At 63.2% G+C, this 13,511-nt stretch carries 7 protein-coding genes; 5 read left to right on the top strand and 2 right to left on the bottom strand.

Features of this window, described 5'->3' with window-relative positions:
* Window positions 1-82: 82 nt before the first annotated feature.
* Both M2332_RS05300 and M2332_RS05295 read right to left on the bottom strand, forming a co-directional pair.
* Window positions 83-658: a MarR family winged helix-turn-helix transcriptional regulator gene (locus M2332_RS05300; RefSeq protein WP_264573246.1), complete on the bottom strand. Its 576-nt coding sequence runs from the start codon at window positions 656-658 to the stop codon at window positions 83-85.
* A 192-nt stretch (window positions 659-850) separates the two neighbouring features.
* Window positions 851-4,072, bottom strand: a complete 3,222-nt coding sequence (locus M2332_RS05295; protein WP_264573245.1) for a TonB-dependent receptor domain-containing protein — start codon at window positions 4,070-4,072, stop codon at window positions 851-853.
* Between the two features lie 368 nt (window positions 4,073-4,440).
* Here M2332_RS05295 and M2332_RS05290 point away from each other — a divergent pair, with 368 nt between their 5' ends.
* The 5 genes from M2332_RS05290 (at window position 4,441) to M2332_RS05270 (ending at window position 13,499) form a co-directional block, all read left to right on the top strand.
* Window positions 4,441-6,861 carry a glycogen/starch/alpha-glucan phosphorylase gene (locus M2332_RS05290; RefSeq protein ID WP_264570845.1) on the top strand — a complete coding sequence of 807 codons (2,421 nt, stop codon included), beginning with the start codon at window positions 4,441-4,443 and terminating at the stop codon, window positions 6,859-6,861.
* Entirely contained in the window at window positions 6,858-9,011 is a 2,154-nt protein-coding gene (glgB, locus tag M2332_RS05285) for a 1,4-alpha-glucan branching protein GlgB (protein ID WP_264573244.1), read from the top strand. The genes M2332_RS05290 and glgB overlap by 4 nt, the downstream gene beginning before the upstream one ends.
* A gap of 46 nt (window positions 9,012-9,057) precedes the next feature.
* Window positions 9,058-10,323: a glucose-1-phosphate adenylyltransferase gene (glgC, locus tag M2332_RS05280; protein WP_264570843.1), complete on the top strand. Its 1,266-nt coding sequence runs from the start codon at window positions 9,058-9,060 to the stop codon at window positions 10,321-10,323.
* Between the two features lie 93 nt (window positions 10,324-10,416).
* A complete protein-coding gene (glgA, locus tag M2332_RS05275; RefSeq protein WP_264573243.1) occupies window positions 10,417-11,871 on the top strand; it encodes a glycogen synthase GlgA in 1,455 nt (484 codons plus the stop codon).
* Entirely contained in the window at window positions 11,868-13,499 is a 1,632-nt protein-coding gene (locus tag M2332_RS05270) for an alpha-D-glucose phosphate-specific phosphoglucomutase (RefSeq protein WP_264573242.1), read from the top strand. The genes glgA and M2332_RS05270 overlap by 4 nt, the downstream gene beginning before the upstream one ends.
* Window positions 13,500-13,511 lie beyond the last annotated feature (12 nt).

Raw genomic sequence — 13,511 nt, 5'->3', positions numbered from 1 at the left:
GAAGCCTGAATCAGCGCAATCGATCGATTGCATTGTCCGTAGGCCCGCTTATCCGGCGCGGACCATCCGAGCCCATAAATCGTCAGCGGGTGGCCGGTGGCAGTCCGTTATTTGCGAATCCCGGCAGCTTCCCGATCTGGTCGGCGGGCAGATCGAGCCCGGATTCGATGCGTTGGAGCAACATCGAGAAGAAGTCATAGCCTTCCCGCACCTTCTCCTCGGAGACGTCCTCAAGCAAATGCGCGCGCAGGCTGGCGGCGATTTCGAGCATATGGGCCAGCGTCTGATAGCCCTCTGCCGTCAGGCGCATCAGCTTGTTGCGCCGGTCGCTGGGATCGGGCAGCCGCTCCACCAGTCCCTCGGCTTCCAGCAGGTCCAGCGTGCGAGTGAGGGTAGGGCCTTCGATCCCGACGCGCTTGGCGATCTGGATCTGGGTCGTGCCGGGCGGTGCATAGGCGATGGAGGACATCGCCTCCATGCGCGATGCGCTTTGGCCGATATCCCGCAGCTTCTCATCGACCAGCGCGCGCCAGCGGCGGGCCAGCATCACGATGGTGATGGTCAGCGCCATGTCCGGGGAGGGATAGCCGGATTTCGGTGGCAGGACCTTGCCGAAGATTTCAGCTTCGCTGCCTGCCGTCTTGGGAGCGCTTTTCATGCGATGCTGTTCCTTCGTTACCTTGTCAGCAGGGCGCGATCGCCCAAAAGATCGCAAAAACCGCTGCGATCGGCAAAATTAGTTTGCGCGTGAGCAATGTGCAACCGCCCGCGCGACCTGTCTTGTCTGCAACCGTTCAGGGGCGCGTTGGGAGGCAAGTGGCGGACGCCCAATGCGCCCGCCACACCCTTGTCAAAAGCGCAACCGCGCGCCGAGGAAGAAGCGCCGGCCAAGCACATCGTAGGTACTCGGGTCCGTGACACCGGACTGCGAAGAGCCTCCCTGCGCGAGCGTGCCCGCCCGCACGCCGAGGCGCGGGGGCTGCTTGTCGAACAGATTGTCCACGCCGAACCGCAACTCCACAGTGGATGTCGCTGCGATCCGCCCTGAGAGATCGAAGATGTCATAGGCGGGGATTGGGAGTTCGGTCGCGGTCGTGCTGGTCGCGTAGGTGAAGTAGCGAACCTTGGGCAGATGACGCCATGTCAGGCTGATCGCCCCCGGCCCGAAATTATAGGCGACATTGGTCGACAGCTTCCATTTGAACTGCGCACTATACTGGTTGCTGCCGATGGTATCGCGGTAATCGGCCGTCGGCCCGCCCGGCAAGCTCTGAACGTCGAACTTGGCGAGATAGTTGAACGCGATATTGGTGGTGAACGATCCCTCATCCCCGAACAGCCCAGGCGCCGGGACGGTCCAGTTGAGATTGGCATCGATGCCTGCGGTGTGGATTTTACCCAGATTCTCGAAGAAGGCGCGGGTCGCCGACCAGAAGCCACTTTGCGGCTCACGGATGATCCGGGTGCAGAACTCGTTGCCGGGATCGTAAGTGGGATTGCTCGTCCCATCGAAGTTGAAGCACTGGCGGTAGACATAATCGGTCGACAGGGTCGAGACGGCGCCTGCGATCTTGATATTATAATAGTCGACCGAGAGGGTCAGCCGGCTGAGCCATGGGGAATCCCGCCATGGCGAGCGGATGACCATGCCGGCCGTGAAGGTGCGGGCTTCCTCGGATTTGAGATCTGGGTTGCCCAATGTGACATCCCGCCCGAGCGGGAACAGCTGCGGCTGATTGCCGACGAAATCCGGACCGATCGGAAAGCCGCCTGAGATCGCGGAGCAGAGTGCCAGAACCTGTGCGCGATCCGGGTTGTCGGCGCGATTGCCATAACCGGGATAGGCGGAATTGTTGGCGTGGGTCGCGCACGGATCGCCGCCGGGCCAGTTGACCACGGTGTAGATGCCCGGCTGGAAGATTTCCGCGATGTTCGGTGCGCGGTTGGCCACCTGATAGCCGCCGCGGAACTTCAGCCAGTCATTCACGTCCCAGTCGCCAGTGACTTTCCATGTGCCGACCGAGCCTGCCGTGTTGTAGCTCGAGTGACGATAGCCCGCATTAAGGTTCAGTGCCTGAATGAAGGGCAGATCGGACAGAAGCGGGATCAGGACCTCGCCGTAGAAATCCTTGACGAAGATCTTGCCTTCCGTTCGCGAGACGCCGGGCAGGCTGATGACGCCGCTGTTGATCGTCTGCGCGTTGAGCGGGCCGCTGGGCTCATAGAAGAAGTTGTTTTCGCGATAGGACGCGCCGGCCGCAAAGCGCACTTCTCCGGCCGGCAGGTCGAACAGTCCGCCCTGGAAGTTCACTTCAGCCTGCGTCTGCCCGACGACCGTCTCAGCCTTGATGTTCGCTTGGATCAGGTCTTGGCAGTCCTGCGAGACCGGGGCGGTGGTGAACGGGTTGAGGCCGCTCGTGCAGCTTGCGGACATGCCGAGGCTGGGGTGCAGAAAGGTTGTTCCGGCGCCGTAATTGGGTAGGCCGATGAGCGTCTGGTAGGCATCCAGATCGATGAAATTCTCATAGCGCGTAACTTGCGAACTCTTGCCGTGACCGCCGAAGACATCGAACGTCCAGTCGCGAATGCCGACATTGCCGCGGAAGCCGCCAATCACCTCATAATTATAGGTGTTCGTTTCGGTGCGCGAGGGGCCCATGAACGTCATCGATTGATTGAGCGACCATGGCGCATTTGGGCGGGAGCGGCTGCGCAGGATGTCGCAGAGGTCCTGCGGCACAGGATGCCCCACCGCCGCGCCACATGTCGCGGCGTCGAAAGTGATACCCGCGTTCAGTTGACTAAACGCCGTGGCATAGGTGGATTGGGTCTGGACGTTGTTCTGGTCGAACTTGGCCTGAACATAGGCCGTAATGTCATCCGTGATGTCGTAATGCGCGCTGCCGAAGAAGGAGATTCGCCGCAGCGGCAACTGGAGATAGCCTTCCTTGCTGACGAAGGAGGCATTGCCGTTCTCCAGGATTTTCACATTGGGGTCGGTGCCGTTGTAATTGGGTGCGGGCGCACCAGTCACGCGGCCGACGACGCCCGAGAAGATCGTGGCATCGAGCGGATTGGCGGTCTTGTTGAAGAAGAAGCTGGTCGACAGGCCCGGCCCGGCAATCGTGACTTCGCCCGGCGCGAAGCCGTAGCGCGCGAACACCTGATTGACGGCCGCCTGGGACGGGTTGCCGGCTGGTGTGCCAAAGTCGAAGCCGGCCACCACGCCCGGTACGCCGGTCGTATTGGTGCGCGGCGTAACGCCGAAGCTGCTGCCGAAGAAGACCGCGCCGCCGCTGCTGGCGGGATCGGTATAACCGGCCTGATAGAAGGGGCGATCCGCCTGATAGATGATGTCGCGGTCCTGATAGGTCACGCCCAGCATGGCGTTGCCGCGTCCATCGGCGAAGTTGCCACCAACAAGCGCGGATATCTCGAACTGCCGGCCATCGCCACGTTCGCTGATTCCCATGCTGGTATCGATCGTGACGCCGGAATAGTCGCGCTTGAGCTTGAAATTGACGACGCCGGCAACGGCATCCGCGCCATAGGTTGCGCCCGCGCCGCCGGTGATGACCTCGACGCTGTCGAGCGCTGCCTTCGGAATGGTGTTGATGTCGACCACCAGTGTCGCATTGGCCGGCTGGGTGCGCCGTCCATCCAGGAGGACCAGCGTTCGATTGGCGCCGATGCCGCGCAGGTCGAGCGTCGCGATACCGGGGCTGTTGGTCGGTGTGGCCTGCACGTCAGATCCGGCCAGACCGGTCAGGCCGGCGCCGCCGCGACCGGTTGCGCCGACGCCGCCTGTGAACTGCGGCATTTCCTTCAGGCCCTGATCGATGCTGAGATCCGAGGAAGACTGCAAGGTGTCGCTGGTCACGGTGGTCAGCGGCGTCGCTGAGGTATAATCGCGGCGCACGATCCGCGATCCGGTGATGACGATCGCCTGCGTCTCCTGCGCGTCCGCCTCGGTGGACTGGGCCTTTGCCGGGCTTGGCGCGTTGAAGGCAAAGGCGAGCGCCGTGCAACTCATCAGGGCACGCGCCGTCCATCTGTCAGTTCGTGGGTTCATCAGTCTTCCTCCCCTGCGTCGCGCGAGCCATTCGCGCAGCGTGGTCGTCTCTCGAGGAAGAGTGAGCGGCGTGGATACGCGTCATCGTGCGCAGGAACATCGAATGAGCGAACGCCATCTGCCTGCGCGGACCTGTGCCGCGCAGCCATATCCTCCCCGTCTGCGTCGCCGACTCGAAAGGTCAGCTTCAAATGAATGCTATTCAAATAAATGCAGACGGCAACTACTAAGATTCAATCGAAATTTGGGCTCTTCACTGATCCGGAGGGTTGGGGAAAAGCATTGAAAGCAAGGCTGGCGCATGCGTGCGTCTGTGTTATCGATGGGTGATTCCGCGACGCGGCATGAATCGAAAAGGGGCAGGGGTAATGGCGAGTAGAGACAGCAGGTCGGACAAGGCGCTTCAGATGCGGATTGTTGACGCGCTGGTCCACCGGATTGGCAAGGATAGCCAAGCTGCGCTGCCACACGACTGGCTTGCCGCGACGATCTATACCCTGCGCGACGAGATCATCGAGCGGTGGATGGAATCGTCCAAGGCGGCTCATGCTGCAGGTGCGAAGAGAGTCTATTATCTCAGCCTGGAATTCCTGATCGGACGGTTACTGCGCGATGCGTTGAGCAATCTGGGCGTGGTGGAGGAAGTTCGCGCCGCGCTGGCCGAACATGGCGTGGACCTGGACGAGATCGTGGAGATCGAACCGGATGCTGCGCTGGGCAATGGCGGCCTCGGCCGTCTCGCTGCCTGCTTCATGGAGAGCCTCGCGACGCTCGACATCCCCGCTTATGGCTATGGCATCCGCTATGTGAACGGCATGTTCCGCCAGCGCATCGATGATGGCTGGCAGGTCGAGCTACCGGAAAACTGGCTGGCCCATGGCAATCCCTGGGAGTTCGAGCGGCGGGAGAGCGCCTATCGCGTCGGTTTTGGCGGCGAAGTGGTCGGCGATGTCGATGGGCGCGTCGAATGGCATCCGGCCGAGAAGGTCATCGCCATGGCGGTCGACACCCCCGTGGTTGGCTGGCGCGGACGTCGCGTGAACACGCTGCGCTTGTGGAATGCCTTCCCGGTCGATCCGCTGCGGCTCGATGCCTTCAATGCTGGCGATCATGCCGGCGCGCTGGCCGAACAGGTGCGCGCCGAAAGCCTGGTGCGCGTGCTCTATCCCGCCGATTCGACCCAGGCGGGGCAGGAACTGCGGCTGCGCCAGGAATATTTCTTCTCGTCGGCCTCCATTCAGGACATCGTGCGGCGGCATATGCAATATCATGGCGATATCCGCACCTTGCCGGACAAGGTCGCCATCCAGCTCAACGATACCCATCCGGCGGTGTCCGTCGCGGAACTGATGCGCCTGTTGATGGACGATCACGGGCTGGAACTGGCGGATGCGTGGACCATCACGCGCGCCACCTTCGGCTATACCAACCACACTCTGCTGCCCGAGGCGCTGGAGAGCTGGCCGCTGCCGCTGTTCGAGCGGATGCTGCCCCGGCATATGCAGATCGTCTACGCCATCAATGCGCTGGTGCTGCGTGAGGCGCGGGCCAGTAAGCAGCTCGACAATGCAGCTATCTCCGCCATTTCCGTGATCGACGAAAATGGCGAGCGTCGCGTGCGCATGGCCAATCTCGCCTTTGCTGGCGCGCACAGCGTCAATGGCGTCGCGGCACTGCATACCGAGCTGATGAAGCAGACCGTTTTTGCCGATCTTCACCGGCTCTACCCGGACCGGATCAATAACAAGACCAATGGCGTGACGCCGCGGCGCTGGCTGCTGGAGTGCAACCCCGGCCTCACCGCGCTCATTCGCGAGACGATCGGCGATGGGTTCATGGACGATGCCGAGAAGCTCCACGAGCTGAACCGGTTCGCTGATGATGCGGCTCTCGGCGAGCGGCTGGGCGCCATCAAGCGCGCCAACAAGGAGGCGCTGACGCAGCATCTGCGCGAGCATATGGGTATCCGCCTCGATCCCTCCGCGCTGTTCGACGTGCAGATCAAGCGCATCCACGAATATAAGCGCCAGCTCCTCAATCTCATCGAGACGGTGGCGCTCTACGACCAGATCCGCAGCCATCCGGAGATCGACTGGGTGCCGCGCGTCAAGATTTTCGGCGGCAAGGCGGCGCCGAGCTACCATAATGCCAAGCTCATCATCAAACTGGCCAATGACATCGCCCGGCGGATCAACAGCGACCCCTCGGTGGGCGGGTTGCTCAAGGTCGTCTTCGTGCCGAACTACAATGTGAGCCTCGCCGAGAAGATCATCCCGGCGGCCGACCTCTCCGAGCAGATTTCCACCGCCGGCATGGAGGCATCCGGCACCGGCAACATGAAGTTCGCGCTCAACGGCGCGCTGACCATCGGCACGCTCGATGGCGCCAATATCGAGATCAAGGACCGGGTGGGCGATGACAATATCGTCATTTTCGGTCTGACGGCGGATGAAGTCGCGCACCAGCGGGCCAATGGCTATAATCCGCGCCAGATCATCGAGGAGTCGCGCGAGTTGCAGCAGGCGGTGTCAGCGATTGCCTCGGGCGTTTTCTCGCCGGACGACCCCAACCGTTATGTCGAGCTGATCGGCGGCCTGTATGACCATGACTGGTTCATGGTCGCAGCCGATTTCGAGAGCTACAGCCAGGCCCAGCGCGCTGTCGATGCGCGCTGGTCAAACCCCGCGGGTTGGCAAAGTGCAGCACTGCGGAACATTGCGAACGTTGGTTGGTTCTCCTCAGACCGCACCATCGCGGAATATGCCAAAGACATCTGGGGAGTTATGTGAAGCCGCCCAAAGCGGCCCTTGAAGCCTTGCTGGCTGGCACCCATGCCGACCCCTTTTCGTTGCTCGGGCCGCACGAAGGGCCGACTGGCATGTTCGTGCGCGCTGTCGTGCCGGGTGCCGAGCAGGTGGACGCCTATAATCTGGCGGGCACGCGGCTGGGCACGCTGGAGCGCGTCGATGCGCGCGGTCTGTTCGAAGGCGCCGTGTCGGGACCGCGTCGGCCCTTGCGCTATCGTGTGAAGGGGCAGGGGGCAGAATGGACAATCACGGACCCGTACAGCTTTGGGCCGGTTTTGGGCCCGCTTGACGATCTGCTGATCGGGGAAGGCACACACTTCCGATTGTTCGACAAGCTTGGCGCGCATCTCATTGAACATGAAGGCGCCAGTGGCGTTCACTTTGCCGTCTGGGCGCCCAATGCACAGCGCGTGGCGCTGGTCGGCGACTTTAATGATTGGAACGGCCAACGCCATGTGATGCGCCGCCGCAGCGACAATGGCGTGTGGGAAATCTTCATGCCCGGCCTGGGGGTGTGGGAGGCGTATAAATATTTGATCGTCGGGCCGGACGGCACGGTCCAGCCGCTCAAGGCCGATCCGTTCGCCTTCGCCTCCGAACTTCGGCCGAAAACCGCGTCGATGACCTTCTCTCCTGCCAAGCCGGACTGGGGGGATGCCGCCCACCGCGCGCATTGGGCCTCGGTCGATCCGCGCCGCGTACCGGTGAGCATCTACGAGGTTCACCCCGGGTCTTGGCGGCGGGACGAGGACGGCTGGTTCCTGTCATGGGACCGGATGGCCGAGGAACTGATCCCCTATGTGGCGGACATGGGCTTCACGCACATCGAGTTCCTGCCGGTCTCCGAGCATCCCTATGACCCGAGCTGGGGCTACCAGACCACCGGTCTTTATGCGCCTTCGGCCCGCTTCGGTGATCCGGCCGGCTTTGCCCGCTTTGTCGATGGCGCCCACCGCGCCGGCCTTGGCGTGCTGCTCGATTGGGTGCCCGCGCATTTCCCGACGGATGCGCACGGGCTGGCCCGCTTCGACGGCACGGCGCTCTATGAGCATGAAGACCCGCGCCAGGGCTTCCATCCGGACTGGAACACCGCGATCTACAATTTCGGCCGGCGCGAGGTGGCGAGCTTCCTCGTCAACAATGCGCTGTTCTGGGCCGAGCGCTATCATGTCGACGGATTAAGGGTCGATGCCGTCGCCTCCATGCTCCACCGCGACTATAGCCGCGAGCCGGGTGCATGGGTGCCCAACGCGGAGGGCGGGCGCGAGAACTGGGAGGCCGCGGCCTTCCTCCAGACCATGAACAAGGCGATCTACGGCGCCCATCCCGGCATCATGACCATTGCCGAGGAATCCACCACATGGCCGGGCGTCACGCATCCCGTGCATGACAATGGCCTGGGTTTCGGGTTCAAGTGGAACATGGGCTTCATGAACGATACGCTCAGTTACATGGCGCGTGATCCGATCCACCGGCGGTACCATCACGAAGAAATCACCTTCGGGCTGACCTACGCCTATACCGAGAATTTCGTGCTGCCGCTCAGCCATGACGAGGTGGTCCACGGCAAGGGCTCGCTGCTCAACAAGATGGCTGGCGATGATTGGCAGAAATTCGCCAATCTGCGCGCTTATTATGCCTTCATGTGGGGCTATCCCGGCAAGAAGCTGCTGTTCATGGGGCAGGAGTTCGCCCAGCGTCGCGAGTGGAGCGAAGCGCGGGCGCTTGACTGGGAGCTGCTGGACGCGCCTGCCCATGCCGGCATCCGGACGCTCATTCGTGATCTCAATGGCTTGTATCGCTCTCTTCCCGCGCTTTATCAGCGCGATTGCGAGGGCGAGGGCTTTGAATGGCTGATCGTGGACGATCGCGAGAATTCGGTGTTCGCCTGGGTCCGCAAGGCACCCGGCGAGGCGCCTGTCGCGGTGATCGCGAACATGACGCCGGTGGTGCATTATGATTATCGCGTGCCGCTGCCGCATGATGGCGTCTGGCAGGAGGTGATGAACACCGATGCCGCGATCTATGGGGGCAGCGGTGTCGGTAATTTGGGTGCGGTGCAGGCCGAGAAAGGCGTGGCGAGGATGACCTTGCCGCCCCTCGCCACGATCATGCTGCACGGAGAGGATTGAGGCGTCTGCCGTCATAATGGCGCGCCAGAGGAAGGAGTGGGAACAGGTGACACAAAGAGAAGGCCGCAAACAACCTCTGGCACGCGATGCGATGGCTTATGTCTTGGCCGGCGGGCGCGGCAGCCGCCTGATGGAACTGACCGACAATCGCGCGAAGCCTGCGGTCTATTTCGGCGGCATGTCCCGCATCATCGATTTCGCGCTCTCCAATGCGATCAACAGCGGCATCCGGCGCATCGGGGTGGCGACGCAGTACAAGGCCCACTCGCTCATCCGCCACATGCAGCGCGCCTGGAATTTCCTGCGCCCCGAGCGCAACGAGAGCTTCGACATCCTGCCCGCCTCGCAGCGCATCGACGAGTTTCACTGGTATGAGGGCACAGCGGACGCGGTGTTCCAGAACATCGACATCATCGCCAGCCACGCGCCCAAATATATCGTCATCCTGGCGGGCGATCACATCTACAAGATGGATTATGAGCTCATGCTGCAGCAGCATGTGCAGGAAAATGCCGATGTGACCGTCGGCTGCCTTGAAGTGCCGCGCATGCAGGCGACGGCCTTTGGGGTCATGCATGTCGATGACAAGGGCCAGATCACCAGCTTCCTTGAGAAGCCGGCGGACCCGCCGGCCATGCCCGGCAAGCCCGATGTCGCGCTCGCCTCGATGGGCATCTATGTCTTCACAACCGAATTTCTCTTCGAGCAACTCCGCCGCGATGCCGACGATCCGGAGAGCAAGCGCGATTTCGGCGGGGACATCATCCCCTATATCGTCAAGCACGGCAAAGCTGTCGCTCATCTGTTTTCATCGAGCGCGATCCGCGCCGCCGAGCAGATCGAAGAATATTGGCGCGATGTCGGCACGCTGGATGCCTATTGGGAAGCCAATATCGACCTGACCGACGTCGTGCCCAAGCTCAACATGTACGATCGGGACTGGCCGATCTGGACCGACCAGATCATCGCTGCGCCCGCCAAGTTCGTGCATGATGAGGAAGGCCGCCGGGGCATGGCGGTGAGTTCGCTCATCTCGCAGGATTGCATCGTCTCGGGCGCCGAGGCGCATCGCAGCCTGCTCTTCACCGGGGTGAAGATGGGCAGCTTCGCCAGCGTGAAGGAGGCGGTGATCCTGCCTTATTGCAACATCGGTCGCGGTGCGCGGCTCAAGCGGTGCATCATCGACAGCGGCGTGCGCATTCCGGAAGGTCTGGTCGTCGGCGAAGATCCGGGCCTGGACGGGCAGCGGTTTCGCCGCACGGAAAGCGGCATCTGTCTGATCACCAAGGCGATGATCGACCGGCTGGACTAGCGTCTTGCGGCGCGCGCAGCACTTGCGCGTGTCGAACCGGATTTTTCATCCTTTGCCTTAAGGCGTGTCGCCGTCCATCGGGTTGTTACGAACATGACAGAGCTTTCCGTCCTCTCCGCCGCGTCCGAATGCTGGCCGCTCATCAAGACCGGTGGCCTTGCCGATGTGGCCGGGGCCTTGCCGGCGGCGGTGGCGCCGCATGGCGTGGCGATGACGCGCTTTCTGCCGGGCTACCCCTCCGTCTTGAAGGCCCTGCCGCGCAAGCGCACCGTCTTCCGCTATGACTCGCTGCTCGGCACGCCGGCGCGCATTCTCGCTGCCAAGCATGAGGGGCGCCCGCTGCTGGTGCTCGATGCGCCCGGCTTTTTCGAGCGCGACGGCGGACCTTATGCCGATGCCATGGGGCGGGACTGGCTGGACAACGGCCTGCGTTTCGCCGCCTTCGCCAAGGCCGCAGCCGATCTCGCCGCCGGGCGCACAGGGCTCAAGCCGTTCGATGTGCTCCACGCGCATGATTGGCAGGCCGGGCTCGCGCCGGCCTATCTGGTCTATTCCGGAGATCAGGCAACAAGACCCGCCAGCGTGATGACCATCCACAACATGGCATTCCAGGGTTGGTTCGACGCAGCTTTCTTTGCCCGGCTGGCCCTGCCGCCTGTCGCATGGTCGATCGAGGGCGTGGAATATCATGGAGGCGTGGGGATGCTGAAGGCGGGGCTGGTCCTCGCCGATGCGATCACCACCGTGAGCCCCGGCTATGCCGAGGAAATCCGCCGGCCGGAATTCGGCATGGGGTTGGAGGGGCTGGTCGTCGGCCGGCAGGACCGCATGCATGGCATCGTCAACGGCATCGATGCCGCCGAGTGGAATCCGGCCAAGGATGCAGCGCTGGCCGCGCCATTCACGGCGGACGACCTCTCCGGTCGCGTGGCCAACAAGCGGGCGATCGAGGCCGCCTTCGGGCTGGAGAGCGGCGATGGGCCGCTGTTCGTCGTCATCACGCGGCTCACCTGGCAGAAGGGCATGGACGTGCTGCTGGAGGTGATCGATCACCTCGTTGGCCTCGGTGGCAGGCTCGCGGTGCTCGGCAGCGGTGATGCTGCAATCGAGGCCGGACTTCATGCCGCCGCCGGCCGCCACCCCAGTCGCGTCGGCATTCGCATCGGCTATGACGAGCCGCTCGCTCATCTGATGCAGGGCGGGGGCGATGCCATTCTCATTCCCTCCCGGTTCGAGCCCTGCGGTCTCACGCAGCTTTACGGTCTGGCTTATGGCTGCGTGCCGGTCGTCGCGCGCACCGGCGGGCTGGGCGATACGGTGATCGACGCCAATGAGGCCGCGATGAACGCGGGGGCAGCCACCGGCGTGCTGTTCTCGCCGGTCGATTATCAGGGCCTTGCAGCGGCGATCAGCCGCACGATCCGCCTTTATGGGGCGGGAGCGCCCTGGCGGCCGATCCAGCAGGCGGGCATGAAGACGGACAATAGCTGGGGACGGAGCGGCGCTGCCTATGCTGCGCTCTATCGGCAAATCAAGGAGCAGAGATGACGATCACGCGCGTTCCCACTACGCCGTTCGAAGGCCAGAAGCCCGGCACATCCGGCCTGCGCAAGAAGGTGCGGGTGTTCCAGCAGGCCAATTACGCCGAGAATTTCGTCCAGTCGGTCTTCGATGCGATTGACGGCAAGGATGGCGCCCTGCTCGTGATTGGTGGCGATGGGCGCTATCATAACCGGACGGTCATCCAGCAGGCGATCCGCATGGCCGCCGCCAATGGCTTTGCGAAGGTGATGGTGGGGCAGGGCGGCATCCTCTCGACGCCTGCCGCCAGCCACCTCATTCGCAAATATGGCGCGCTGGGCGGCCTCATCCTCTCTGCCAGCCACAATCCCGGGGGGCCGGACGAGGATTTCGGGATCAAGTATAATGTCTCCAATGGCGGGCCGGCGCCGGTGAAAGTGACCGAGGCAATCTACACGCGTACGCAGACCATCACCCAGTGGCAGATGGTGGAAGCCGGCGACATCGATCTCGATGCGTTGGGCACCGTCACGGTCGGCGGCATGGCGGTCGAGGTGGTCGATCCTGTGGCCGATTATGCCGATCTCATGGAGGAGCTGTTCGACTTCGCCGCCATTCGCGCCATGGCCGCGGGCGGTTTCACGCTCGCCTTCGATGCGATGAGCGCGGTCACCGGCCCTTATGCGACCGAGATTTTCGAGCGACGCCTGGGCTTTGCGCCCGGCACCGTCCGCAATGGGACACCGCTGGAGGACTTTGGCCATCATCACCCAGACCCCAATCTCGTCCACGCCAAGGTGCTGTACGATCTGATGATGAGCGCGGACGCCCCCGATTTCGGCGCGGCGTCGGATGGCGATGGTGACCGCAACCTGATTATCGGAAAGGGGCGCTTCGTCACGCCGTCGGATTCGCTGGCGATGCTGGCGGCTAACGCCCATCTCGCCAAGGGCTATCGCGGCGGCCTCAAGGGCATTGCCCGCTCCATGCCGACCAGCGCAGCGGCGGATCGCGTGGCGGAAGCGCTCGGCATCCCGAGCTTCGAGACGCCGACCGGCTGGAAATTCTTCGGCAATCTGTTGGATGCCGGCATGGCGACGATCTGCGGCGAGGAAAGCGCCGGCACGGGCAGCGACCATGTTCGCGAGAAGGACGGGGTGTGGGCCGTGCTGCTCTGGCTCAACATCCTTGCCGAGCGCAAGATCAGCGTCGATGCTCTGGCCCACGATCATTGGGCGCGCTTTGGCCGCAATTATTATGCGCGGCACGATTATGAGGGCATCGAGACGGAGAAGGCCAATGCGCTCATCGAGGCGCTGATAGCGGCGCTCCCCGCGCTGCCCGGTGCGCGCTTCGGCGCGCTCACCGTCGCAGCGGCGGACAGCTTCTCCTACGCAGATCCGGTGGATGGCTCGGTCAGTGCCAATCAGGGCCTGCGCGTGCTGTTCGAGGGCGGTTCGCGCGTGGTGTTCCGTCTCTCCGGCACGGGCACGGAAGGCGCGACGCTGCGCGTCTATCTGGAGCGTTACGAGCCGGTTGGCGGCAAGCTGGATGAAGAGACGCCTGCGATGCTGGCGGAGCTGATCGCAGCGGCGGAGGCGATTGCCGGTATCGCGCGCCACACGGGCCGCAATGCCCCGGATGTCGTGACATGAGGCGGCGCGCCT

The organism is Sphingobium sp. B11D3A, from assembly GCF_025961695.1.
Taxonomy (GTDB): domain Bacteria; phylum Pseudomonadota; class Alphaproteobacteria; order Sphingomonadales; family Sphingomonadaceae; genus Sphingobium.
This window is presented reverse-complemented; position numbering and strand designations above follow the sequence as displayed.

Bases quoted from the DNA above. Each gene is read 5' to 3' on its own strand.
- M2332_RS05300 (WP_264573246.1), bottom strand. From the start codon at position 658: ATGAAAAGCGCTCCCAAGACGGCAGGCAGCGAAGCTGAAATCTTCGGC.
- M2332_RS05295 (WP_264573245.1), bottom strand. From the start codon at position 4,072: ATGAACCCACGAACTGACAGATGGACGGCGCGTGCCCTGATGAGTTGC.
- M2332_RS05290 (WP_264570845.1), top strand. From the start codon at position 4,441: ATGGCGAGTAGAGACAGCAGGTCGGACAAGGCGCTTCAGATGCGGATT.
- glgA (WP_264573243.1), top strand. From the start codon at position 10,417: ATGACAGAGCTTTCCGTCCTCTCCGCCGCGTCCGAATGCTGGCCGCTC.
- M2332_RS05270 (WP_264573242.1), top strand. From the start codon at position 11,868: ATGACGATCACGCGCGTTCCCACTACGCCGTTCGAAGGCCAGAAGCCC.